The 23,916-nt window shown below is 75.9% G+C and carries 19 protein-coding genes; 14 read left to right on the top strand and 5 right to left on the bottom strand.

Annotated elements, in window-relative coordinates; translation table 11 throughout:
- The first annotated feature begins 108 nt into the window (after nucleotides 1-108).
- Together AC0HI0_RS24735 and AC0HI0_RS24730 are read left to right on the top strand one after the other, a co-directional pair.
- Nucleotides 109-441, top strand: coding sequence for a WXG100 family type VII secretion target (locus AC0HI0_RS24735; protein ID WP_480925885.1), 333 nt, complete (start codon nucleotides 109-111; stop codon nucleotides 439-441).
- A 46-nt stretch (nucleotides 442-487) separates the two neighbouring features.
- Nucleotides 488-781, top strand: coding sequence for a hypothetical protein (locus AC0HI0_RS24730; RefSeq protein WP_480925884.1), 294 nt, complete (start codon nucleotides 488-490; stop codon nucleotides 779-781).
- A gap of 114 nt (nucleotides 782-895) precedes the next feature.
- Here AC0HI0_RS24730 and mycP read toward each other — a convergent pair whose 3' ends face one another.
- A complete protein-coding gene (gene mycP / locus AC0HI0_RS24725) occupies nucleotides 896-2,173 on the bottom strand; it encodes a type VII secretion-associated serine protease mycosin (protein ID WP_480925883.1) in 1,278 nt (425 codons plus the stop codon).
- A gap of 98 nt (nucleotides 2,174-2,271) precedes the next feature.
- Between mycP and AC0HI0_RS24720 the strand changes: the two genes are divergently transcribed.
- The 4 genes from AC0HI0_RS24720 to AC0HI0_RS24705 are packed head-to-tail and all read left to right on the top strand — an operon-like array spanning nucleotide 2,272 to nucleotide 7,725.
- On the top strand, nucleotides 2,272-2,658 hold the full coding sequence (locus AC0HI0_RS24720) for a YbaB/EbfC family nucleoid-associated protein (RefSeq protein WP_480925882.1): 387 nt from the start codon (nucleotides 2,272-2,274) through the stop codon (nucleotides 2,656-2,658).
- Nucleotides 2,655-2,981 carry a hypothetical protein gene (locus AC0HI0_RS24715; protein ID WP_480925881.1) on the top strand — a complete coding sequence of 109 codons (327 nt, stop codon included), beginning with the start codon at nucleotides 2,655-2,657 and terminating at the stop codon, nucleotides 2,979-2,981. Before AC0HI0_RS24720 ends, AC0HI0_RS24715 begins: the two co-directional genes overlap by 4 nt.
- On the top strand, nucleotides 2,981-7,285 hold the full coding sequence (locus tag AC0HI0_RS24710) for a WXG100-like domain-containing protein (protein ID WP_480925880.1): 4,305 nt from the start codon (nucleotides 2,981-2,983) through the stop codon (nucleotides 7,283-7,285). Before AC0HI0_RS24715 ends, AC0HI0_RS24710 begins: the two co-directional genes overlap by 1 nt.
- Nucleotides 7,286-7,305: 20 nt before the next feature.
- Nucleotides 7,306-7,725: a hypothetical protein gene (locus tag AC0HI0_RS24705; protein ID WP_480925879.1), complete on the top strand. Its 420-nt coding sequence runs from the start codon at nucleotides 7,306-7,308 to the stop codon at nucleotides 7,723-7,725.
- Here the strand turns inward: AC0HI0_RS24705 and AC0HI0_RS24700 are convergent.
- Both AC0HI0_RS24700 and AC0HI0_RS24695 read right to left on the bottom strand, forming a co-directional pair.
- The gene (locus tag AC0HI0_RS24700) at nucleotides 7,712-8,959 is read right to left on the bottom strand and encodes a sensor histidine kinase (RefSeq protein ID WP_480925878.1); all 1,248 of its coding nucleotides are present in this window, start codon (nucleotides 8,957-8,959) and stop codon (nucleotides 7,712-7,714) included. The two genes, AC0HI0_RS24705 and AC0HI0_RS24700, sit on opposite strands and share 14 nt — an antisense overlap.
- The gene (locus AC0HI0_RS24695) at nucleotides 8,956-9,621 is read right to left on the bottom strand and encodes a response regulator transcription factor (protein WP_480925877.1); all 666 of its coding nucleotides are present in this window, start codon (nucleotides 9,619-9,621) and stop codon (nucleotides 8,956-8,958) included. The genes AC0HI0_RS24700 and AC0HI0_RS24695 overlap by 4 nt, the downstream gene beginning before the upstream one ends.
- Before the next feature lie 161 nt (nucleotides 9,622-9,782).
- Between AC0HI0_RS24695 and AC0HI0_RS24690 the strand changes: the two genes are divergently transcribed.
- From AC0HI0_RS24690 to AC0HI0_RS24680, 3 genes are read left to right on the top strand one after another with little or no spacing between them, the layout of a single operon-like run.
- Nucleotides 9,783-10,418, top strand: a complete 636-nt coding sequence (locus tag AC0HI0_RS24690) for a helix-turn-helix transcriptional regulator (protein ID WP_480925876.1) — start codon at nucleotides 9,783-9,785, stop codon at nucleotides 10,416-10,418.
- The gene (locus tag AC0HI0_RS24685; RefSeq protein WP_480925875.1) at nucleotides 10,418-12,055 is read left to right on the top strand and encodes a right-handed parallel beta-helix repeat-containing protein; all 1,638 of its coding nucleotides are present in this window, start codon (nucleotides 10,418-10,420) and stop codon (nucleotides 12,053-12,055) included. The genes AC0HI0_RS24690 and AC0HI0_RS24685 overlap by 1 nt, the downstream gene beginning before the upstream one ends.
- 10 nt (nucleotides 12,056-12,065) lie before the next feature.
- Nucleotides 12,066-12,722: a response regulator transcription factor gene (locus tag AC0HI0_RS24680; RefSeq protein WP_480925874.1), complete on the top strand. Its 657-nt coding sequence runs from the start codon at nucleotides 12,066-12,068 to the stop codon at nucleotides 12,720-12,722.
- Between the two features lies 1 nt (nucleotide 12,723).
- Here AC0HI0_RS24680 and AC0HI0_RS24675 read toward each other — a convergent pair whose 3' ends face one another.
- Nucleotides 12,724-13,995, bottom strand: a complete 1,272-nt coding sequence (locus AC0HI0_RS24675; RefSeq protein WP_480925873.1) for a type VII secretion protein EccE — start codon at nucleotides 13,993-13,995, stop codon at nucleotides 12,724-12,726.
- Nucleotides 13,996-14,225: 230 nt separating this feature from the next.
- Here AC0HI0_RS24675 and AC0HI0_RS24670 point away from each other — a divergent pair, with 230 nt between their 5' ends.
- From AC0HI0_RS24670 to AC0HI0_RS24655, 4 genes are read left to right on the top strand one after another with little or no spacing between them, the layout of a single operon-like run.
- Nucleotides 14,226-16,382 (top strand): fibronectin type III domain-containing protein, encoded by a 2,157-nt coding sequence (locus tag AC0HI0_RS24670; protein WP_480925872.1) that lies wholly within the window; start codon nucleotides 14,226-14,228, stop codon nucleotides 16,380-16,382.
- Nucleotides 16,383-16,401: 19 nt separating this feature from the next.
- Nucleotides 16,402-17,355: an AAA family ATPase gene (locus AC0HI0_RS24665; protein WP_480925871.1), complete on the top strand. Its 954-nt coding sequence runs from the start codon at nucleotides 16,402-16,404 to the stop codon at nucleotides 17,353-17,355.
- Nucleotides 17,356-17,357: 2 nt separating this feature from the next.
- Complete coding sequence (locus AC0HI0_RS24660; protein WP_480925870.1) at nucleotides 17,358-18,464, top strand: DUF58 domain-containing protein; 1,107 nt, start codon at nucleotides 17,358-17,360, stop codon at nucleotides 18,462-18,464.
- Nucleotides 18,434-20,602, top strand: coding sequence for a transglutaminase TgpA family protein (locus tag AC0HI0_RS24655; protein ID WP_480925869.1), 2,169 nt, complete (start codon nucleotides 18,434-18,436; stop codon nucleotides 20,600-20,602). The genes AC0HI0_RS24660 and AC0HI0_RS24655 overlap by 31 nt, the downstream gene beginning before the upstream one ends.
- 183 nt (nucleotides 20,603-20,785) lie before the next feature.
- Here AC0HI0_RS24655 and AC0HI0_RS24650 read toward each other — a convergent pair whose 3' ends face one another.
- On the bottom strand, nucleotides 20,786-22,441 hold the full coding sequence (locus tag AC0HI0_RS24650; RefSeq protein ID WP_480925868.1) for a serine/threonine protein kinase: 1,656 nt from the start codon (nucleotides 22,439-22,441) through the stop codon (nucleotides 20,786-20,788).
- A gap of 98 nt (nucleotides 22,442-22,539) precedes the next feature.
- On the opposite strand from AC0HI0_RS24650, the gene eccD reads away from it, so the two are divergent.
- A complete protein-coding gene (gene eccD, locus AC0HI0_RS24645; protein WP_480925867.1) occupies nucleotides 22,540-23,913 on the top strand; it encodes a type VII secretion integral membrane protein EccD in 1,374 nt (457 codons plus the stop codon).
- Nucleotides 23,914-23,916: the final 3 nt, after the last annotated feature.

The following is a 23,916-nucleotide window of genomic DNA, read 5'->3' as shown; positions in this document are numbered from 1 at the left end:
CGGAACGCCGGTGTGGGCGCGGTGGCAGGAACGTGCCGAGCGACCCGCGCCGGCCGCCGCCGCACCTAACGTGCGATCAGGAGTTCACGCACAGGAAGGGGAGTGCCGATGGCCGGCAGCTTTCTCCACGGCGACACCGACAGCCTTCTCCAGCTGTCCACGAACACCGTCGCCCACGCCGAAGAGATCAACGCCAACAGCACGTCGCTGGGCAGCAGCAACGCGCAGCTCGCCGGCGGCAGCTGGAACGGCTCCTCGCAGGCCGCGTTCGCCGCGGTCGAGGACGCGCGGCTCGGCGACAGCCAGAAGCTCACCAACATGCTCCAGGCCCAGGGCGACAACACCCGCACCGTGGCCAACCTCTACTCGACCGTCGACACCGACAGCCACCACGTGGTGAGCGGCGTGAGCTACGGCATCGCGTCCGCGATCAACGGGTGACCTGTCGGACGGCCTCCCGGTCGACCCCACTCCAGAAGGACGGACCATGACCGAAGTCAGGATGGTGTTCGACGCCATCGCCGGTGCGGTTGGCCAGATGAACAGCACCGCGAGCCAGAACATCGACACGGCGGCGCAGCAGTTCAAGTTCGTGCAGGACGCCGCCGGGTCGTACTTCACCGACGAGGCCGGCAGCGACCTCGGCGTGACCCAGGGCCTGTGGTCCAAGCACGCCGACCAGCACGACCAGGGCCTCCAGAACCAGGCGCGCGCAACGGATTCGGCGCAGCAGATGATGATGGACGCCCTCGCCCAGGCCAGGCGCATCGTCTCGATGTGACCCCGGCGCGAGCCGAAGGCCCCGGCACCGCGCCGGGGCCTTTTCCATGCGGCAAAAGCACTTGCTGCGCCTTCTCGGCGCGGTGCGCGGTGTGCGCGGCGCTATGTGCGGGGATCAGTGTTCGGAGATCAGGAAGACCTGGTCCGGCGGCTCGACCACGTCGGGGTGCGACGGCAGCGGCGCGGCCCACGTCGGACGCCACGCCCGCCGTCGGCCCCGGGCCCGCACGACGGCGACCAGCACCGCCGGCACGATCGCGCCGAGCACGGCCAGGGCCGCCCAGGAGGCGACGGACCCGGTGTCGCGCAACCACTCGGCGCGGGCCGAAGCCGCCTGGTCCGGTGGTGCGGCGACGTGCGGTGGCAGGGGGTCGGGCTTCGCCGGGTCCAGCCCGTCGGTCACCGCGCGGTAGGGGTCGACCAGACCGGCGCCGTAGGCCCGGCTGCCCTGCCCGCCGCGGGCCGGGTCGGCCGTGGCCACCAGGCGGCGGGCGACCTCGGGCGCGGACAGGTTCGGCCACGCCGAGCGGACCAGCGCCGCCGTGGCGGAGACGAACGGCGTGGCGAAGCTCGTCCCGTCCACATAGGAGTGTCCGTCGACGCGAGTGGCGGCAACGACCTTCTCGCCCGGCGCGACGATGTCCACGTACCGGCCGATCTGCGAACCGGACATGCGCGCGCCGTTGATGTCGACCGCGCCGACGCCCAGCACCCCGTCGTAGGAGGCCGGGAACGACGGCAGGTCGGGGAGGTCGTCGCGCTGGCCGTTGCCGGCCGCCGCGACGACCAGGGCGTCCTTCGACACCGCGTACGCCACCGAGTCCCGCACGGCGGGCTGGTCGTCGTAGCCGGCGAGCGAGAGGTTGACCACCTTCGCGCCCGCGTCCACCGCGTACCGGATGCCGTCCGCCAGCACCTGCGGGTCGATGCGCAGCGGCTCGCCGCGATCGCCGACGTCCCGTTCGCTGATCCGCACCGGCAGGATCTCGGCGTCCGGCGCGATCCCGTGGAAGCCGACACCGGCCAGGGGTTCCGCCGCGATCACGCCCGCGACGCCGGTGCCGTGCGAGACGCAGTCGAACCACCCGGGGCCGCCGCGCACGAAGTCCCGGCCCTCGTGGACCTTGCCCGGCTTGGCCAGCTGGGGGTGGTCCACGTCGACGCCGGAATCGACCACGGCGACCAGCACGCCCGCGCCCCGGGTCCTGGGCCAGACCCGTCGCGGGTCCAGGAGTTGTTGCGCCCAAGGCTGTTCGTGCACGCGCGGGTGCGCGGGCTCCGGGTCGTGGCACGCGCCGGCCGGTGGTGCGGCGTGCGCGCCGGCGGTGAACGCGAACTGGACCGCTGCCGTGGCCAGCACGGCGGCGACGGCGGAAGACCTGCGTCGGCTCACCCCGCCATCCTCCGATCCCCCGCCCGCCGCCGAACGCGGGTGGCCGCAAGCGGACACCGGGGCGTGTCGGGCGCGTGGCCGGGTCAGACTCGGGGAACGTGATCGGAGGGACCGTGGACCACACCCCGCTGCACCTGGCGATGTTCGCCGAGTACGAGCGCCTGGCCGAGGACGTGCGGGCGTTGCGCGGGCGGCTGGCCGCCATCCGCGCCACCGCCGACTCGCCGGACGGCCTGGTGAGCGCGACCGTCGGCGGCTCCGGCGAGCTGGTGGAGCTGTGGCTGGACCCCCGCGTGTACCGGGACCCCGATTCGGCGCGGCTCGCCGGGACGATCACCGACACCGTGCACCGGGCGGCGGACGCGGCGCGGGCGGAGGGGATCGCCGCCGCCGCGCCGTTCCTGCCGCCCGGCGTGCGGACCGCCGACCTGAGGTTCGACCCCTTGCTGACCGAACTCGACCGACAAGCGGGAGGTGGGCGGTGACCGGGATCGACCACGACGGCGACGGCCTGGTGGACCTGCACGTCGAGGACGCGGTGGCGGAACTGCGCCGCCTGCACACCGCCGGCACCGCGTTCGGCACGGCGTGGCAGGACGCGGTGGGCCGGATCCTGAGCCCCGGCCGGATCGGCGAGGGGCCCATGGGCCACAAGTTCATGGAGGGCTACCGGGATGCCGCCGAGTCGGTGCGCAAAGCGGCCGACGTCGCCCCGGGGAACTACCGGACCCTGGCGAACAACGGATATCGCGGCGTGCAGGTCTACCAGGGCGTGGACGCCGAGGCCGCGACCCTGTTCCCGGGCTGATGGACATCGGCGAGCCGTTCTGCGACCTGTGGCACTGGGTCGTGGACAAGGGCGGACAGGCCAAGGACGCCATCTGGCCGCCCGACAGCGAATCGGACGTCGCCGCGCTCGGGCGGGCGTGGAGTTCGGCGGCGGACGCCCTGGCCAAGGCCGTGGGCGAGTCGGCCGACGTGGCGGGCAAGGTGCACGTCAGCTGGCCCGACGCGGCCGGTTTCCGGGTGGAGTACGGGATCCGCTCGCTCAACGACGGCACGTCGGACGGCGGCGGCCTGACCGAGCTGGTGGGCGTGATGCGGCAGCTCGCCAGGATGTGCGAGGACTACGCCACCCAGATCGCCGACACCAAGAACCAGATCCGCGCGGAGATCGCGTTGAACGTCGCGCTGTTCGCGTTGGCGGCGCTGGGCGGCCCCGCCGGGATGGCGCTGTTCGCGGGGCGGATGGGCGCGCAGATCGCCGCGCGGGTGGCGTTGATGGCGGTGCGGGTCGGGACGACGGCGGCCAAGCTCGGGCGGATCGGGAAGTTCACCGGGATGGTCGTGCGGGAGGCCGTCGAGGAGATCGGCATCGACCTGGCCGGCCAGAAGCTGAGCCAGTGGCAGGGCTACCGGGACGGCATCGACCTGAAGCAGACCGGCACGGCCGGGCTGGCGGGCGCGATCGGCGGGCCGATGAGCCATGCGCTGAACAAGGTCCCGGGGGTGGGGGCGGCGTTGAGCGCGCCCGGCAACGCGCTCGGCCGGGCCGGCGTGCCGAGGGGCGTGACCGACCACGTGAGCGGCGCGATCGGGACGGGCGCGACGAACGCGGTGACGTCGTCGGCTTCGGGGTACGTCGCGCAGAACGCGGTGGACGGCAACTGGGGCGCGCTGACCTCGGGCAGCGGCTACCTGAACTCGTTGCGGGAGAACGGGTTGGCCGCCGGGGCGCTGGCGTCCACCCGGGCGAACGCGCACATCGGCGGCGCGCAGGCGCACACCGCCGTGACCGGTCGGGAAGCCCCGACCTGGAGCCAGGTGTCCGCCGAACTGGGCGGCCCGGACGGTCCGCCGCCCAATGGCACACCACTGGGAAACGGGACGGAAGCCGTTGGTGCGCAGACAGGTTCTCCGGCTGGAGCGGTCGGGCAGGGCAGTGGGGAGCAGGTCGGACCGGGAGCACAGGCCGGTGTCGGGGCGCAGACGGGTACGTCGGGTGCGGTGGTTCCCGGCGGTGCGGCGGAATCCGGTGCGGGACGGGCCGCATCGGCCGGGTCGTCGTCGGGTTCCTCGGTGGGGGCCTCGGATTCGGGGGCGCCGGAGGATTCCGGGTCCAGGAGGTCGAGCGGTGAGCAGCGCGGGTCGGAGAGTTCCGCGCGGGCTTCGGAATCCGGGACGACGGGGGCGGACGAGTCCGGGCACGCGAGCGCCAGCGGCGTGGCCGAGGACGGGGAACCCGCGACCGGTGTCACCGAGGATGGCGTGGTCGAGGACGGTGTGGCCGCCGGTGATGCGGCGGCTGATGCCGGTGCGGCGGAGCAGCGGGCGGTCGGCGAGGGCTCGGAGGACGGCGCGGCGGCTTCGGGCCGCGTCGATTCCGAGACAGCTGGGACCGAGGCGGTCGATTCCGGGGTGGTCGGTTCCGGGGTGGCCGAACCCGGGACTCCGGTCGGCGTGGCGGGGAACGTCGGTGCGGGACCGGTCCGGCACACGTCGGTGGGGCCGGGGCGGTCGGCCACGGCCGAGCCGACGAAGGGGTTGCCGGACAAGGCCGACGTCGGGCCGGAGGAGGGCGAGGACGCCGCTGCGGTGGAGGTCGAGGAGGCCGCGCCCGAGGTTCCGGAGGTACCGGCCGAGGCGACGCCGGACTCCGCGCCGGACTCCGCGCCGGAGGTCGAGGTCCAGGAGCCCGGGTCGGCTGAGGAAGTCCCTGCGCCCGCGTCGCCGGCCGCGCCCGCGTTGGGGCTTCCCGCGCCGATTTCCGCGCCGATCCCCGGGCCGGGGGACTCGTCGGTGCCGCGGAACTCGTCGGGGCCGGAGGAATCGCCCGCGCAAGAGGAGGTCGCGCAGGAGGAAGCTGTCGCGCGGCCGGAGAAGTTGCCGGACAAGTGGGTGCCCTCGTGGAACGCGCTGACGAACGAGGGCAAGCGGGCGTTGGCGAAGCTCATCGAGGATCTCGGGTTGGGTGCGGCGCTCGGGGCGTTGAACAACCACACCGGGCCCCTGGTGGACGACAAGAAGGTGCGCAACCAGGACCGGTTGGCGCACCTCGACGCCGACCAGGTCGAGCTGGTCGGGAAGCTGTTGTCGGAGCAGGCGTTCCCGACGCCGATCCGCGAGGTGCTGCACGTCCTGAAGAACTCGCCGGTGTGGTCGCTGGAACTCCGGACGATCCTGCACAAGATCGTGGACCGGCTGATCTGGCGCGGGATCCCGGGCGCGGACAAGGCGTCCGAGGAACTGCGCGCGCACGTCGACGGGGCGTTCCGGAAGATCACCGGGCTGGGCCCGGCGGGTGAGGCCGGTGAGGGGGACTTCGCGGGCGACCAGGAGAACGTGCGCGGGCTGGAGTCCACGCTCCGGACGGCGCTCGCGCTGATCGAGATGGCCGCGTTCGACCCGGCGCAACTGGCCGCGCTCGGGTTGCGCGGGCTGACGGTCACCTCGATCGACCTGCTGCTGGTGGACGAGAAGACCGGTGAGGTCGTGTCCGACATCGACATCCGGGGCACGCTCGCCGACGGCACGGAGGTGTGGATCGAGGTCAAGACCGCCGGGCTGCCGCGCCGACTCCGCGCGTACCGGGACCTGGCCGCGAAGCTGCTCCGCCAGCGCGGGTACCCGGCGTTCAAGCCGGACACCCGGCTGTTCGTGCTGTTCGCGGGCCCCGTGACCGAGCAGGACATCGCCGACGTGCTGCGCCTGGACGTGGACGCGGTGCTGACCTCCGAGGCCCCGTGGAAGTTCACCGCCCACCGCCCCGGCCCACCGGGCGGTCCGCTGGGCGGTCCACCCGGCAGGACCCCGCCACCCGGCAGGACGCCCGACGGCCCGCCTCCGTCGACACCGCCGCCGGGCAGCCGGCAACCTGGCAGCCCGCCGCCGGGAAACCCGCCACCGGGAAACCCGCCGCCGCCCGGGAACCCGCCGCCGTCGAACCCGTCGCCGGACGAAGGGGAGCCGGACGACGGCGCGGACCGGGCGGTGGCCCGGGTCGACCCGGTCACCGGCGAGGTGGGGGCGATCGGCGCGGTGCCGGCGCACCTGACCACCGAACTCCTCGGCTCCGCCGACACCGAGCTGCACCGGGTGGCGTGGGAGCAGATCGTCAAGGCCGTGGGCACGCCGGCGGTCGCGCCGCGCAACCGGGTGCTGCTCGGCCTGTTCGTGGTGGTCCGGGCGATCATGCTGCTGCACGCCTTCCACAGCGGGTGGCACGAGACCCAGCCGCCGGCCACGCCGCCGCCCGCCATGCCGCCGCCGAAGGAGTCCGCCCCGCGCGACCGGCGCGACGTGCCCGCGTCACCGACCGAGGCCGACCTGGTGGCCTACCTGCGGCACACCGGCAGGAGCTGGCCCGACCTGCGCGCCGCCCTGGTCAGGCACGGCGTCCTGCCGGCCGACTCGCACCCGCACCGCCCGCGCGACGTGCCGCGCGTCATCGAGGCCGCCCGGGTCCGCGAGGACATCGCCCCCGCACTGCAACGAGCCGTGGACGACGCGGCGGCCACCGTCGACCACCCCGACGTCCGAGCCGCCCGGAACGCCGTGGACCGGGAGCGCGCGCGGGTGGCCGATCCGGCCGCCCACCCGGAACTCGCCCGCCTCGACGCGGCCCGCCGCCGGGCGGAGGCGATCGCCCGGCACCACGCCGAGGGCACGATGACCCCGCGCCTGCGCGGCGCGTACATCCGGCAGGCCCTGGTCGACGCGCTGCCCGCCCGCGAGGCGGAGATCCTGGGCGGCCACGCCGGGAAGTACCGGCTGCGCCCCGCGCCGCCGTTCCACCTCGACGGCCGGGGGCGCGGGCCCGGCGAGTCGGTCACCCCGGCGCTCACGCTCGACCTGGTGGTGGACGGGCACCCGGTCGTCGTGCACGCCTACGACGTGCGCACCGGGACGGCGGGCGTCGACACCCGCCGCGACCACCGGAACCGGACCTTCGCCCGCGCCCTGTTCGAGACCGAGGCCCTGCGCCCGACCCCCGCCCGACCGCGGCGGCCGGGGTGGAAGCCGTCGTGGGGCGCGGGGACGCGGCACCGGCCGGACGGTCCGGAGGGCGGCATCGCCGCGGTGATCAACCCGGGTCCGGTGCCGAGGTGGTGAGGCCACGTACCGTGTCGGCCATGCCGAAGCGGGTGACCTGGGCGGCCGTCGCGGCGGCGGTGGTCGTCGCGGTCGTCGTGCTGGTCCGGCCGGCCGAGCCCGAGCTGATCCCGCTCGGCCCGGCCGGCGGCGTGACGATCGCCGGCGACCTGGCGGTCGAGCCGGCGTCGCCGGCGGCGGGCGGCGCGGTCGAGGTGCGGGCCACGATCAGCGCGGACCGCCCGGTCACGCTGTCCCGGCTGGTGGTCCGGGTCCGCGACGAAGCCGGTGCGCCGCACGACTTCCCGGTGCTCACCGAGGTCTCCCTGGACACGTCGCCGAAGGCGCTGGCGACCTCCCGCCGGTTCCCCGCGCCCGGCGAGTACACCTACTACCTGGCCTACGAGCTGGCCGGCCGGTGGGTCGACCTGCCGCCGTGGCAGCGGCTCAGGGTGCGCTGACCGGCAAGGTCAGCTCGAAGATCGCGCCGCCCTCGTCCGCGTTGTAGACCGCGAGCCGGCCGCCGTGCGCCTGGGCGATCCAGCGCACGATCGGCAGGCCGAGCCCGGTGCCGCCGGTGGTGGAGAAGCGGTCGAACGACTCCTCGGCGAACGCCGCGTCGATGCCGGGGCCGTGGTCGGCGACGGTGACCGTGCCGCCGGCCACGGTGATGTGCACGATGGCCTGCTCGCCCGGCTGCCGCCCGTAGCGCAGGGCGTTGCCGAGCAGGTTGCGGATGGCCCGCTGGAGCAGCACCGGGTCGGCGGCCACCTTGGTCGGCGCGGCGGTCACGGTGACCTGCGCGCCCTCGTGCGGGGTGTCCTCCACGACGCCGACCACGAGCTGGTCCAGCCACACCGGCTGGATGGCCAGCTGCTCGACGCCGGCCGCGAGCCGGGCGCGCACCAGCAGGCCGTCGATGATCTGGCCCATCTGGTGCGACAGCCGGACCGTGCGGGGCAGCAGGTCGGCGCGCTGGGCCGGGTTGTCGGCGGCGGTCTCGGCCAGCGCGCGCAGCGCGGCGACGGGCGAGCGCAGGTCGTGCGCGGTCTCCGCGAGCAGCACCTCCTGCTGTTGCATGGCGGCGGTCGCCGGGCGGATCGCCCGGCCGGACAGCAGGTGGCCGGCCGCGCCGAGCCCGCCGATCAGCACCAGGCAGCCGCCGATCACCAGCAGCGCCACCCGGTCGTGCGCCCGCTGGTCGGGACGGGTGTCGGCGACCGCGACGATCGCGCCCAACGGCTTGCGCTCGCGGTCGAGCAGCGGCTCCACCCGGACCCGGACCAGTTCGCCGCCGCTGCCGCGCTGGTAGCCGACCACCCGTTCGCCCTTGCGCACGGCGGTCGTGGCCAGTGCGCTGAGCACCGCGTTGTCCACCGGCACGCAGACCTGCCGGGACAGGTGCGCCTGGAACGCGGGCGCGCCGCCGGGCAGGATCGCGAACTGCGGGCAGCCGTCGTCGACCCGGTCGGTGTTGACCCCGCTGAAGTCGACCGCCGCGTCGAAGGCGACCAGCCGGGAGACCACGGAGGTGACCCGGTACAGCTCGGCGTCCGTGCGCTCCTCGCGCCGCGCGGAGTCGTCGTCGACCACCCACCACGCGAACACCACCAGCACGACCGCGTTGCCGGCGGTGAACAGCGCGGTCAGCACCCGGCGCAGCCGGCGCAGCCGGTCGGCGGCGGACCCGGTCACCGCGCCGCGCCGAGCAGGTAGCCGCGACCCCGCACGGTGTGGATCAGCTCGGGCTCGCGCAGCTTGCGGCGCAGCCGCTTGACCACCACGTCGACCACGTTGGACATCGGGTCGGTGGCCGAGTCCCAGCAGTGCTCGATCAGCTCGGCCCGCTCCACCGCGTGCCCGGTGCGCGCCAGCAGGTACTCCAGCACCGCGAACTCCTTGTCCGACAGCGTCAGCAGCACGCCCGCCCGGCGCACCTCGCGGCGCGCGCAGTCCACCTCCAGGTCGTCGTGCCGCAGCACGGAGGGCCGCCCGCCGGACCGCCGGCACAGGTTCGCCACCCGGGCCGACAGCTCCGCCACCGAGAACGGCTTGACCAGGTAGTCGTCGCCGCCGTGCTCGAAACCGGCGACCCGGTCGGCGAGCGTGTCGCGGGCGGTGAGGAACAGCACCGGCACGCCCCACCCGTCCCGGCGGCGGGCGGCCACGTAGTCGATCGAGTCGCCGTCGGGCAGCATCCGGTCGAACACCACGCAGTCGTAGTGGCCGGCGCGCAGCGCCGCGTCGGCGCTCGCCAGGTCGGGGGCGACGTCCACCGCCGAGCCCTCCGCGCCCAGCTTCGCGGCCACCGCGACCCGCAAGTCCTCGTCGTCCTCGACGACCATCACCCGTGTCATCGAAACCTCATGTGTGCCGGCGGAAAGTGGACGCGTGTGATCGACGCTAACGCGCCGGTGAGCATAAACCACCTGTTCGACCTGATCTGGCAGGAACCGGCCGCGTCCGCCGACGCGACCGGGGTGTTCGTCCACTGTGGACGGAGGGGAAGGGGAGCGGCATGAACGGCAGGCTGAGCCTGATCACCGGAGGGGCGCCGGACCACCGGGACGGCGGGGCGGACGGGCTGGTCGCGTCGGCCCGGCGGGAGGTGCTGGTGATCAGCTCCGGCACCGGGCCGATCGGCGCGGTCGGCCGGGCCGACCGGGACAACCTGCGGCGCGGCGTGCGGTACCGGGTGCTGTTCCCGGACTCGGCGCGGCTGTCGGGCAAGCTCACCGGCCTGGCGCTGGCGGGCGCGCAGGTGCGCACCGAGGTGGACGTCCCGATGGACGCCGTGGTGGTCGACGGGACGACCGCGCTGCTGCCCGCCGCGCGCGGCCTCGCGGTGTTCCGGCTGGCCGGCGTGGTCGCCGCGACCACCGCGCTGTTCGAGCGGATGTGGCCGGCCGCCGTGCCGCTGAACCCGGCCGGCGCGGGCGACGCGGCGTCCCCGCTGAGCCGGCGCGAGCGCGACCTGCTGGCGCTGCTGTGCGCGGGCGCCACCGACGAGTCGGCCGCCGCCAAGCTCGGCGTGTCCGTCCGCACGGTCCGCCGCGCGGTCGCCGACCTGATGAACCGGCTCGGCGCGCGCAGCCGCTTCCAGGCGGGCGCGAAGGCCGCCGACCGGGGCTGGCTGATGGAACGGGCCGGCTGATGGCGGACCCGACCGGCGGACGGGCGTTGCAGGTCGGTGCGCGCCCCGGCGCGTACCCGACGATCGGCCACGCGCTGGCCGACGCCCCGGACGGCGCGGTGGTCACCATCGCCGCCGGCGTCTACCCGGAGACCCTGGAGTTCACCGGCGGCCGGGTCGCCCTGGCCGCCGCACCGGGGGCGCACGTCGTGCTGGACGGCACCGGTGCGGGCCGCCCGGTGGTGTCCGCGCGCGGCGCGGTGCTCGACCTGCGCGGCCTGGAACTGCGCGGCGACGAGGGCGGGGTGGTCGTCGAGGACACCGCGCTGACCCTGCGCGGCTGCGCGCTGTCGGGCGGTCGGGGACCGGCGGTCGCGGTGCGCGGCGGCGAGCGGTTCGAAGTGGTGGACTGCGTGATCACGGCGTCCGAGCAGGGCGTGGCGGTGGACGGCGCGTCCGGGCGGATCGCGGGCACCACCGTGTCCGACGTGACCGGCGACGGCGTGGTGGTCGGCCTGGGCGGCGACCCGGTGATCGAGGACTGCGCCATCACCGGCTGCGGCCTGCGCGGGATCTACGCCTACCAGTACGCGAGGCCGACCATCGAGGGCTGCGAGGTGGCGCAGACCGGGGCGGAGGGGATCGCGGTCGCCCACCACGCCGCCCCGGTGATCCGGCGCTGCTCGGTGCACGACACCCGGGGCGTCGGCATCGGGTTCGCGGCCGGGTGCGCGGGCGAGGTCACGGCGTGCCGCGTGGACAACACCGCGCCGCCCGGCGTCGCCGTCGCCGAGGGCGCGACGCCGACCGTCACCGCCGACGCGGAGCCGGCCGCCGCCAGGGGGCTGGACCCGCTGCTCGCCGAGCTGGACGCGATGGTCGGGCTGCCCGGCGTGAAGGCCGAGGTGCGCGCGCTGGTGGACGAGTTGCAGGTCAACGACTGGCGGCGGAAGGCCGGCCTGCCGGTCGGGCCCGCCGGGCACCACCTGATCTTCGCCGGCGCGCCCGGCACCGGCAAGACGACCGTGGCCCGCATCTACGGCCGGCTGCTCAAGGAGCTGGGCGTGCTGCCGCAGGGGCAGTTCCGCGAGGTCGCCCGCCGCGACCTGGTCGGCCAGTACATCGGGCACACCGCGGAGAAGACCGCGCTGGTGTTCGAGCAGGCGCGCGGCGGCGTGCTGTTCATCGACGAGGCGTACACGCTGTCCAGGGCGGCCGGTTCCGGCGACTTCGGCCAGGAGGCGATCGACACCCTGGTCAAGCTGATGGAGGACCACCGCGACGAGGTGGCGGTGATCGTCGCCGGGTACACCGGGGAGATGGTCGGGTTCCTGGCCGCGAACCCGGGCCTCGCCTCGCGGTTCGGCAAGACCGTGGAGTTCGAGGACTACCGCCCGGTCGAGCTGCTGGGCATCATCGGCCGGATGGCGGGGGCCGGCGACTACGTGCTGGACCGGGCCGCCGACCCGGTGCTGCTGGCGCACTTCGAGCGGATCGCGCTGGACCCGAACTTCGGCAACGCCCGCGACGCGCGGCGGCTGTTCGAAGCGGTGCGCACGGCGCAGTCGCAGCGGTTGCGCGGGCTGGGCCGGGTGCCGACCGTGGACGAGCTGCGCGCACTGCACGTGGCCGACGTCCGGGTGGCGACCGCGCACTAACGTTCGGTGCGTGCGCGTGCTGATCACCGAGGACGACGACAACCTGCGAGTGGCGCTGGAGGTGTCCCTGCGCGGGGCCGGTTTCGCCGTCGACACCGCCGCCGACCTGCCCGCCGCCGACGAGGCGCTGTTCGTCAACGCCTACGACTGCGCGGTGTTCGACCGGATGCTGCCCGCCGGGGACGCGCTGCGGTACGTGCACGCGCGCCGAGCCGGCGGGTGGGCGGTACCGGTGCTGTTCCTGACCGCGCGCGACAGCGAGGCCGACCGGGTGGACGGGCTGCGGATGGGCGGCGACGACTACCTGGTCAAACCGTTCGCGATGGCCGAACTCGTCGCCCGGGTGCGCAGCCTGTGCCGGCGCAGCGCCGTGCGGCGGCCCACCGTGCTGCGCTTCGCCGACGTCGAGCTGGACGGCGGCACCCGGCGGGTGACCCGGGGCGGGGTGCTGCTCACCCTGGCGCGCAAGGAGTTCCTGGTGCTGGAACGGTTGCTGTCCACGCCCGGCCGGCCGGTGTCGCGGGCCGAGCTGCTGTCCTGCGCGTGGGACGAGATGGCCGACCCGGCGTCGAACGTGCTGGACGTGGTGGTCGCCCAGCTGCGCCGCAAGCTGCACGACCCGCCGCTGATCCGGACCGTGCGCGGGATCGGGTACCAGGTCGGCTGACTCACCCTGCGCCGATCGGCAGGGTGGCGGCCAGGCCGAGCGCGTGCCGGCCGTCGAGCCGGTCGAGCGTGACACCGCGTTCCCGGGCCAGCCGGCCCAGTTCGCGGGCCGCGCGCTCCACGGCGGCGGGGTCGAGGGCCGCGATCCGCAGCACCGCCGACACCTCCGGCTCGCCGGTGCCGGTCCGCCGCGCGGTGACGGCCGTCGTCACGGTGGCGTCGGGGGCGGCGTTGAGCAGCCAGCGCAGCAGTTGCGGCGCGGTGGCCGGCGGCAGCCGGTCCCAGCCGGACAGGGTGAACGCGGCCTGGCTCACCCGACCGCTCCACCACACCCGCCAGCGCTCCCGGACCTGACCGCGACCGCCGGTCAGGTGGGCCAGGGCGGCGAGCGTGCTCATGACCTCGGGTCCGGTCAGCGGCCGGGCCGGCACGCCGTCGCGGCGCAGGCGGCGGCGCACCCGGCGGACGGCGTTGCCCAGCGCGCGCCGGACGTCGGGGTCCTGGTGCACGTCGACCGTGCGCAGCGCCTGCAACGCGATCCACACCCTGGGCGGCCGGGCGCGGTCCAGGCCCGCGTGGTGCACGACCTGCACGGCGTGGGCCAGGCCCTGCTCGTCCGGCGCGGGCAGCAGGTCCTGCGGCGCGGGCAGCGCCTTGGTCAGGTCGCGGACGGCCGACGGGTGCAGCACGGCGGTCACGCCGGCCGTGCGGCTGAGCGTGAACACCTCCTCGCCGTTCACCTCGACGGTGTGGCCCGAGGCTTCCGGCGAGACCAGCCGCAGCAGCGCCCGGCCCGCCTCGTCGGCGTCCGGCAGGTCGCTGTCCCCGTTGCGGCGCAGGTACTCCGCCCACAGCACCACCCACTCCGACAGCCACCGGCCGCGCACCCGCACGGCGGTCAGCGCCAGCACCACGACCGCCGCCAGGGCCACCACGGTGATCGCCGGCCACGGCCGGTCCAGCACCAGCAGCACCGCGATCAGCACCAGTTGCCAGCACACGACCCGGAGCACGCCGACCCGCGACCGGGGCCGTGCCACCGGGCGTCGCGGCTCGGGCCCGCGCGCGAGGACCGGCACCGGCACCGCGACCGGGCGCGGCGGGGTCGGGACGCCGGCGCGCGCGGCCGCCAACGTGGCGAGCGCGGCCTGCCGGGCGGCCGGGTGGGGCGCGGCGGGCCGGGCGACGGCGGCGGGCGCGGCCCGGTGCGCGGGCTGCGCGGCCGGTGGGCCGGCGGTCGCCTCGCCGGCCCGGGGTAGGCCGAAACTGGTCATCGCGGCGCCTCCTCGGGTTTTCCGCAGTCTTGGGAGGAGCACATGAGGTTTCGATGACATCGTGGTGGTGTGCGGCGATTTCGGCCGCTTCCGGTCAAAGTCGCCAAGCCGCGACCCGCTGGTGCTAAGTTCCGGATTATGACCCCCATCCGGATGATGGTCGCAATCCCGGCCGACCGCGAGCCGGGTCGGCGAGGATCCTCCGCCCTCGCCGGGCGGGCGGGCGGGCGGTGACCGCGACGCGCCGGCCGAGCGCGCTCGCGCGCACCCGGATCACCGTCGCCGCCCTGGTCGCGGGCTGCGTCGGACTGGTCGGCGTGGCCGTGGCCGGGCAGCAGCCGGTCGGGCCCGGCCTCCAGTTCGCCCAGGTCGGGCACTGGGTCTACAACGCCACCTTCCAGTCCGCCTTCCACGTCGACGGCTCGACCGGCCAGGTGGACGCGCGGGTGTCGGTCCCCGACGCGGAACCCGGCAGCCAGGTCGCCCAGGGCGAGAAGTCCGGCTACGTCGTGGAGCGCTCGCGGATCACCGTGTTCAGCAAGTCCACGCTCGGCGTGGAGAACGCCGCCACCCCGCCCGCCACCGAGCAGCCGGTGGTGCTGGAGGTCGGTGGCGGCCCGTACCTGGTCTACCGCAACGCGGGCCAGGTCGTCCGGCTCGGCGACCCGATGGCCACCGTGCCCGCCGGCGGCCCGCTGTCCGAACCGGCGGTGACCGGCGACGGCAGCCTGTGGCTGCACCGGGTCGACACCGGCTCGCTGTGCGAACTGCCGCGCGACGCCACCCGGCTGTCCTGCCCGGCCCAGCTCGAACCCGGCCACAACGGTTCGTTGACGGTCGTGGACGGCAAGCCCGCCGTGGTCGACACCACGACCGACGCGCTGCGCACGTTCGGCAAGGACGGGTTCGGCGAATCCGCCCCGCTCGGCGTCGACCTGCCCGCGTCCGCCCGGGTCGCCACCGCCACCGTCTCCGGCCGGGTCGCCGTGGTCGACCCCGACCGCAACCGCCTGCACCTGGTCGACACCGCCGCGCTGCACAAGCGCCCGGCCGCCAAGCCGGTCGAGGTCGGCCTGCCCAAGGACAGCCGGATCGCCGGCCCCGTCGCCACCGACAAGGTGGTCACCGTGGTCGACGAGACCCGCGCCGAGGTCCGCGTCTACGACGGCGGCGGCACGCTGGTGAAGGCCGAGCGGGTGCCCGGCGACGGCACGCCGAGGCTGTCGCGCGGCGAGGACGACCGCGTCTACGTGGACAGCCAGGACGGCTCGCACGTGCTCGTCGTGGACGGCGAGAAGGGCTCGATCGCGCGGGTCGAGGTCGGTGCGGGCAAGGAACCCGGGGCCACCTCGAAGGCGTCGAGCAGCACGTCGTCCAGCGCGACGACGACGACCACCACCCCCACGACGACGACGCAGCCGGCCAGCCCCGAACCGCCGCCGGAGCGGCCCGTCGAACCGCCCGCGCGCACCAACCGGCCGGTGCCGCCGCCGGTGGTGGCCGCCGCGACCGCGCCCGGCGCGCCCGGCGGGGTGTCCGCGACCGCCGACGACTCCGCCGCCTCGGTCTCCTGGGGACCCGCCGCCGACAACGGCGCGCCGGTCACCGCGTACCACCTGTCGTGGCCCGGCGGGTCGATCACCGTCGGCGGCGGCGAGACCGGCGCGACCGTGGGCGGGCTGGCCAACGGCACCTCGTACGTGATCACCGTGGCGGCCGAGAACTCCGCCGGGCGCGGACCGGGCGCGAGCGCCGCGCCGGTGATGCCGCTGCGGATCGCCGCCGCGCCGGCGGTCACCGCGGCGATGGGCTTCGGCGGCCTGGCCACCGTGTCGTGGCAGGCGCCCGACCTCGGCGGCGGCACCCTCGTGGAGTACGTGGTCTCCGCGAGCGGCCAGGACGAGCGCCGGCTGGCCGGCACCACCACCCAGTACACCGGGCTGTCCGGCACGGTCACCTTCACCGTGCGCGCGGTCACCCGGTTCGGCCCGGCGGGCTCGCCGACCGTGCTCGGCGCGCCGGGCAGCGCGACCGCCGAGATGTCGCTCGGCTGGCCGACCGCGAAGATCACCGGGGTCCGCAAGACCGGGCCGGAGGCGATCGTGATCACCGTCGAGGTGGACACCGCGGGCTCGGCGACCACCTGCGAGGCGTCGGTGAACAACCCGACCGCCCCGGCGACGGCGAAGGTGCCGTGCGCCGGCACCACGGAGATCCCGCTCGGCGGCGTGGTCGGCGGCTTCGGCGGCGGGCTCCAGGTGTTCGTGACGCCGACCAACGGGTTCGCGCAGGGCCTCGCGGCCCAGTGGTACGGCGTCCCCACGTCCGGGCCCGGCGGCCCGGCGGGCAAGAGCGTGAAGCACGGGACCGGGATGACCGCCCGATGACGACGGAGGGCCGGCGTTCATGACACCCACACCCGGTGCGGCGTACGACCTCATCGCGAACAACGTGCAGGCGGTGGTGCGCGGCAAGCCGGACGTCGTCCGCCTCGCCGTGGCCGCGCTGTTCGCCGAGGGCCACCTGCTGATCGAGGACGTGCCGGGCGTCGGCAAGACCACGCTCGCCCGGTGCATCGCGGCCAGCGTCGGCGGCGCGTGGCGGCGCATCCAGTTCACCCCCGACCTGCTGCCCGGCGACATCACCGGCGTGATGGTGTTCCACCAGGCCGTCGAGGGCTTCCGGTTCCACCCCGGCGGGATCTTCGCCAACGTGGTGCTGGCCGACGAGATCAACCGGGGCACGCCCAAGACCCAGGCGGCGCTGCTGGAGGTGATGGAGGAGGGCCGGGTCACCGTCGACTCGGTCGGCCACGACGTGCCCCGGCCGTTCCTGGTGGTGGCCACCCAGAACCCGATCGAGATGGAGGGCACCTACCGGCTGCCCGAGGCCCAGCTCGACCGGTTCCTGATGCGGCTGTCGGTCGGCTACCCCGACCACGACGCCGAGGTGATGGTGGTGCTCGGCGACCGCGCCGGGGTCAGCCCGGACGAGCTGCGCCCGGTGCTCGACCTGGCCGCGCTGGAACAGGTGATCGCCGAGGTGCGCAAGTGCCGGGTGGCGCCGGAGATCGTGTCCTACGCGGTGCGGCTGGCGTCCGCGAGCCGCACCCACCCGGCGGTCCGGCACGGCGTCAGCCCGCGCGGCAGCATCGCGCTCATCCGCGCGGCGCAGGCGTTCGCGGCCACGCACGGCCGCGACTACACCGTGCCCGACGACGTGAAGGACGTCGCGCACCCGGTGATGCGCCACCGCCTGGTGCTCACCCCGGACGCGGAACTCGGCCGCCGTCAGCCCGCGCACGTGGTGGACGAACTGCTCGCGGACACCCCCGCGCCCACGGCCGCGATCGGGGGCTGAGCGTGCGCCTCACCCGCCGTGGGGCCGTGGTGCTGGCCGCCGCCGCGCTCGGCGGCGCGCTGGGCGTGCTCGCCGGCTACCCGCTGTTCCAGGCGCTGGCCGGGGTGGCGCTGGGCGGCGTGCTGGCCGCCGCCGTGACCACCATGTTCCGGCCGGACGTCGAGATCAGCCGCACCCTGCACCCGGACCGGGTGGAACGCGGCGAGGCGGCGCTGGCGTCCCTGGTGGTGCGCAACCCGACCGCGCGCCGGCAGGGCGGGTTCACCGCCGGCGACCGGGTCGGGTCCGGCACCCACACCGTGCGGGTGCGCCCGCTCGCGCCCGGCGCGGAGGCCACCTACCACTACGAACTGCCGACCCGCGGCCGCGGGCTGCTGCGCGTCGGACCGTTCGCGGTGCACCGGTTCGACCCGTTCGACCTGGTGCGCGGGCACCCCACCATGGGCGACCCGCGCGACCTGTGGGTGCACCCGCGCACGCACCCGGCGCGACCGGCCCGGGTCGGGCACCCCCGGCACCACTACGACGGCCCGGTGGACGACCCGCCGTTGCGCGGCACCACCGACCTGCGGGCCGTGCGCGAGTACGTGATGGGCGACGAAGTCCGGCACCTGCACTGGAAAGCGACCGCGCGGACCGGCCGGCTGATGGTGCGCGAGTACGCCGACCCGGCGCGGACGGTGTGCGCGGTCGTGCTGGACACCCGGCGCGCCGCCCTGCCGCCGGCGGTGTTCGAGGAGGCGGTCGAGGTGGCGGCGTCGCTGGTGAAGGCGTCCGCCGCGGCCGGCCAGCCGGTCCGGCTGCTCACCTCGGGCAGCGACACGGCGGTGGACGGCGGGCTGCGCGCGGCGCGGGCGCTGCTGGACGAGCTGTGCCTGGTCGGGCAGGGCGGCGCGGACCTGGTGCCCGCCGGGGTGATCGCCCGGCCGGGCGGCGCGCTGGTCGTGGTCACCGGGGCGGACGCCGACCTCGGCCCGGTCGCCCGGTGGAAGCCGGACACCGTGGTCCGGCTCGGTGTGCGACGCCCGCCCGCGCCCGGCGTGATCAGCGCGGTGGACGCGGCCGGCGCGGTGGCGCGGTGGAACGTGCTGCGCGGCGGTTCGGCGTGAACGCGGCACCGGACCGGCTCGCCGTCGCCGGGCTGCTCGGCTCGACCGCCGCGGCCGGGCTGCTGTTCGCGCCCGTGTTCGGGCTCGACGTGCTGCTGCTGCCCGTCCTCCTGGTCGTCCTGGTGGGGTGCGGGGCGTTCGAACTCGGGGCGCGGTTCGCCTGGGCGGCGGCGGCGCGGCCGGTGGTCGTGCCGGTCCTGGGGGTGTCGGCGCTGATCGAGTCGGTGCTGTTCCCGACCACCGCCGCCGGGCTGCCCACCGGCGCGACCTGGCGGGTGCTGTGGCGCGGGCTGTCCGAGGGGTGGCTGCTCACCCTCCAGTCGACCTGGCCCGCGCGGCCCGAACCCGACCAGGTGCTGTTCGTGCCGCTGGCCGTGCTGCTCGCGGTCGCGCTCGGCCTGGAAGTGCTGGTGCGGCTGAGGAAACCCCTGGTGGCGCTGCTGCCCGGGTTGGCCGTGCTCGCGCTGTCCCAGGCGTACCAGGCGGCGACCGGGGTGGCGGCCGTCGTCGGCGCGGCGGGATTCGCCGCGCCGGCGGCGTTGCTGCTGTGGGCGGACCGCCCGAGCCGGCGCGCGCCGGAGCGGCGCACCGCCCGCCGACTGTCCGATGTGGACGTTCGACCGGTGGCGGCCACGCTGGTGGCCGTGGTGGTCTGCGGGGTGGCGCTGGGCGGGCTCGACCCGTTCGGGCGGGAACCGTTCCGGCTCAAGGACGACCAGTCCGTGCCGCTGCGGTCGCAGCAGGTCGCCAGCCCGTTGAGCGACGTCGCCCGCCGGCTGGGCGACCCGGACCGCGAGGTGTTCCGCTACCGGGGCAGTGCGGCGGACCGGTGGACCGTGGTCGTGCTGGACGAGTTCGACGGCGTGAACTGGACGCCCACCCCCCGCCTGCGCCGGCTCGGCGTCGGGCGGCCGGGCCCGGCCGGCGACACCACCCGGGCCGCCGAGGTCCGGGTGTCCGAGCTGCCCGGCCCGTGGCTGCCCAGCCAGTCCGTGCCGCTCGCCGTGGACGGCCTGGCCCCGCTGGTCGACGAGTCCGCCGGCACCCTCCTGCTGGACCCGCCGGAGGCGACCGCGCGCTACCGGCTGACCTGGTCCGACCCCCGGATCGACGCCGCCGCGCTGGGCGTGCGGCCGGTCGACACCCGGCTGGGCGGCCTCGGCGGGCTGGGCGTCGTGCCGCCGGAGATCGACGCGCTGGCCCGTGACGCGGTGCGCGGCCTGCGCCCGACCTTCCAGTCCGCGCTGCAGCTGGACCGCTTCCTGAGCACCAACTACCGGGTCGCCGACACCGACCGGCCGACCGGCCACGGGTGGCCGCAACTGCGGCGGTTCCTCACCGAGACCAAGCGCGGCACCAGCGAGCAGTTCGCCGCCGCGTACGTGGTGCTGGCCCGGCTCAACGGCATCCCGGCCCGGCTGGCGGTCGGCTACCGGGGCGGTGCCGAGTCGGCCGGGGAGCGGGTGGTGCGCAACCGGGACGTGCTGGCGTGGCCCGAGGTGGCCGTGGAAGGCGTCGGCTGGGTGCCGCTGGACCCGACCTCGTCGGCGGGCGCGGCGGGCGTGGACGCCGAGACGTCCGGCCTGGCCAAAGCCGCTGAGGAGGCCCGCCGGCAGTTGCCGCCGGAGGACGAGCTGCGCCCGCCGCAGCCGCCCCGCCCGGACCCGGCGGACGCGTCGGCGAGCGGCGTGGACCCCGGCCGGGTGGCGGCGATCGCCGGGATCGTGGTCGGCGGGTTGGCGGTGTGCTGGCTGGTCGGGGTGCCGCTGGCGAAGGCCGTGCGGCTGCGCCGGCGTCGGCGGCGGACCGGGGCGGAGGGCGTGATCGCCGCGTGGTCCGAGGTGTGCGACCGGCTGCGGGCGCACGGGGTGCCGTACCGGATCGGGATGACGCCCCGGGACCTGGCGTCCTCGGCGGTGCCGGTGACCGGCGACGGCACGGCGCGGCCGATCGCGCGGCTGGGGCGGGTCCTGGACATGGCCCTGTGGTCCGGGGTGCGGGTCGGCGACGGTTCCGTGCGCCGGGCGTGGGACGAGGAACGCGCGGTGCACCAGGGCTTGGCCACCCGCCCGTTCCGGACGAGGCTCCGCGCCGCCGTGGACCCCCGCCCGCTGCTGCCGCCGCCCCGGCGTTCCTAGGTCTTCGGCCGCGTTTCGGTTTCCGCACCGCCGGCTGCGGTGACGGGGCCGGCGCCGCATCGGCCCGTGCGTCGCGCCACCGGATGCGGGCCGCGAGTGCGGCGCGGGGCGGTGGACTCGATCCGGTTCGGCCGGCTGGAGCAGGTCGGCGGGAACACCAAGCCGGGTCGACGTTCCGAGGCGCTAGATGGTGCAACGAGCGCCGCGGATCGCGACCGGTTCGGTGGTGTAGATGTGCCGGCTGTCGGTGCCGCGGATCTGGAAGCAGTAGCCGCGCACCGGGTCCACCGGGACCCGCATGGTGCGTTCACGGCGCGCGGTCAGCACCATCGTGTCGATCCGGTCGCCCGCGACGACCACCGCGAAGTCGAGGTCGCCGTCCGCGCGCCAGGTCAGGTCCACGTGGTCGACCTGGTCCGAGGGCGGCTCCAGCACGAGGTTCACCTCGGCGGGCGCGGCGGACCGGGGCGCGGGCGGCTCGACGACGGGCGGCTGCCCGGCCTGGGCGGTGGTGCTCGGCGCGGTCGCGCCGGGCCCGACGACGATCGGCGTGACGACGATCCCCGCGACCACCACGACACCGAGCCCCACCAGGATCGCGGTGCGCCGCTTGGGTTTCGCGGCCTTCGCGGCCGCGCCGTCGGTGGTGTGCAGCAAGGTCCGCCCGGGGTTCGCGGGCACCCCCGGAACCGGGAACCGTTGTGCCGCAACGGCAGCCTGGGTCGGCGGTGGCGCGGCCGGCACGGCGGTTGCCGGGATCGTCGCAGGGGGCGGGGGAAGCGCCGCAGCCGCGTTCCCGAAAACCTCGGGCGGCGTCGGGGGAGCCGGGCGGGCGCTCGGGGGAGCGGCGGCGAAGTCGTCGAAGTCGAAGGCGTCCGCCTCCGCCGACGCCTCGACCTCGGCACCGTCCCCGGCCACCGCTGCCACGCCGACCTCGCCCGCCGGCGGAGCCGGAGGCGGCCCGGTCGCCGGAGCCGGAGGCGGGCCGGGCGGAACGTTTGGCGAAACCGGCGGCGGGGTGGGCGTTCGCGGGCCGTGGAAGAGGTGGTCCAGGACGGCTGCCACCGAGGCCGCGTCGGGCGGCCGGGCGGCGGGGTCCTTGGCCAGCAGGCGGCCGATCACGTCGGACAGCGCGTGCGGCACGCCACCCAGCGGCGGCACCTGTTCGCGGAGCACGCGCAGGATCCGTTCGCCCGGCTGCTCACCGGTCCGCCTGGGGAACGGGGGCGCGCCGGTCACCGCCGCGTACAGCACCGCGCCGAGCCCGTACAGGTCCGTGGCGACCGACCGCGTGTCGTCCCGCAACGTCTCCGGTGACGTGTACTCCAGCGCGTACGTCGGATCCCGGGGAAACCGCTCGCGCAGCACCAAGCCGAAGTCGGCCACCACCCACTCGCCGGACTGCCGCAACAGCACGTTGTGCGGTGTCACGCCCCCGTGCACCACCCCGGCGGCGTGCGCGGCGGCCAGCGCCCGCGCCACCGTCGCCCCGATCCCGAACACGTCGCGCAACGCGGGCCGGTGACCGTCGAGCGCCTCGGCCAGCGACAGCCGGCACAGCTCCATCCGCACGCCCGACCGCCCGTCGGGCAACTCCACCACGCCGTCCACCGGCAGCACCGACCGCGCGCCGACCAGCGACAGCCGCTCGCGTTCCAGCCGCGCCGCGGTGTCCCGGTCGAACCGGTCGCCGAAGACCTTCACCGCGACCTCGGCCCCGGTGCTCAGCCGGCCCGCGTACACGGTGGCGACCGGGCCCGACGCGAGCGGTCTCGGGTCGAGGACACGTGCCTCCACACCCATCGTCCCGCTCTCCCGCTCCAGGCTTCCCGTCGGCACCCGCCCAGCGTAGGAACGCCCGGCCCGGCACCGGGTCCGCGCGGCAGGTTCCTGCCTGCGCCGCCCACCGCCGACCGGTCCGGTCGAAGCTGGTCCCCATGCAGACTACCGGCCTGGTGCGGGTCACCGTCGCCGCTCCGCAGCGCCGCATCGACCTGGCGCTGCCGGAACAGGCCGCCGTCGCCGAGATCCTGCCCGGCCTGCTGGCCCGCGCGGGCGAGGGACTGGCCGACGACGGCGTGGCGGACGGCGGCTGGCTGTTGCGCCGCGCGGACGGCACCCCGCTCGAACCGGACCGCACGCTCGCCGCGCACCGGGTGCGGGACGGGGAGATCCTGCACCTGGTGCCGCGCCGCGTGGACTGGCCCGAACTGGAGTACGACGACCTGGTCGACGCGATCGCCACGGGCCGTCCGGGCCGCGTGTGGGGTCCCCGGCACACCCGCCGCGCGGGTCTCGCGGTGGGCGCGGCGGCGCTCGTGCCGGTCCTGGTCGCGGTGGTGCGCGCCGGTCCGCCGTGGGGGAGCCCGGCGTCGTGGGCGCTCGGCGCGACGGCACTGCTGCTGCTCGTCGCCGTGGCGTTGGCCCGCGCGGTCGGCGATGCCGGGGCGGGCGCGGTGGTGGCGGCGGTCGCGCTGCCGTTCGCGTTCACCGGCGGGGGCCTGGTGTTGCTGGGGGACAAGGCACTCGCCGACCTGTCCGCCGGGCACCTGGTCCTGGCGGGCGCGGCGCTGCTGCTCGCGGCGCTGGTCGGCCACCTGGCGGTGCCCGCCGCGCCGGCGTTCTCGGTCGGCGCGATCACGGTCGGCGCGCTGTGCGTCGTCGGCGGGTGGCTCGGCAGCGGCGAGTGGGCGGCACCCGAGGCCGCGGCCGTCGTCGCGGGCGGCGTCCTGGTGCTGTCGACGGCGTTCGGGCCGTTGGCGCTGCGGTTGGGCCGGGTGCCGATGCCGGTGCTGCCCAGGTCGACCGCGGACCTGCTGCGCGACGAACCCCAGCCGCCGCTGGTGTCGGTGCACGCGGCGGTGGTGCGCGCGGACGCGCTGCTCACCGGGCTGCTCAACGGGTCGTGCGTCGCGGCGATGTGGTGCGAGATCGTGTTGGTGCGCAACGACGACACGTCCGCCGTCGTGCTGCTGGGCGTGCTGTCGGCCGGATTCCTGCTGCGCGCACGCCTGTATCCCGTTCTGCGCCAACGGATCCCGCTGCTCGCGGCCGGGGTGTTCGGCCTGGGCGGCCTGGCCATGGGGCCGTTGGCCGCGAACCGGGACGGCCTGCTCGTGCTGGTGGGCCCGCTGCTGTTCGTGGTGGCGGCCGGCGTGGTCGCGGCGGGCATGGCGTGGAGCACCCGCACGCCCAACCCGTACCCGGCGAGGTTCGCCGAGTACGCCGAGATCCTGGTGATGATCGCGGTCGTGCCGGTGGTGTGCGCGGTGCTCGGCCTGTACGGCTACGTGCGCGGACTGGGGGGCTGAAAC

This window comes from Saccharothrix sp. NBAS 001, from assembly GCF_056640475.1.
The sequence above is the reverse complement of the archived record's forward strand: the minus strand, read 5'-3'. Positions and strand labels throughout refer to the sequence as shown.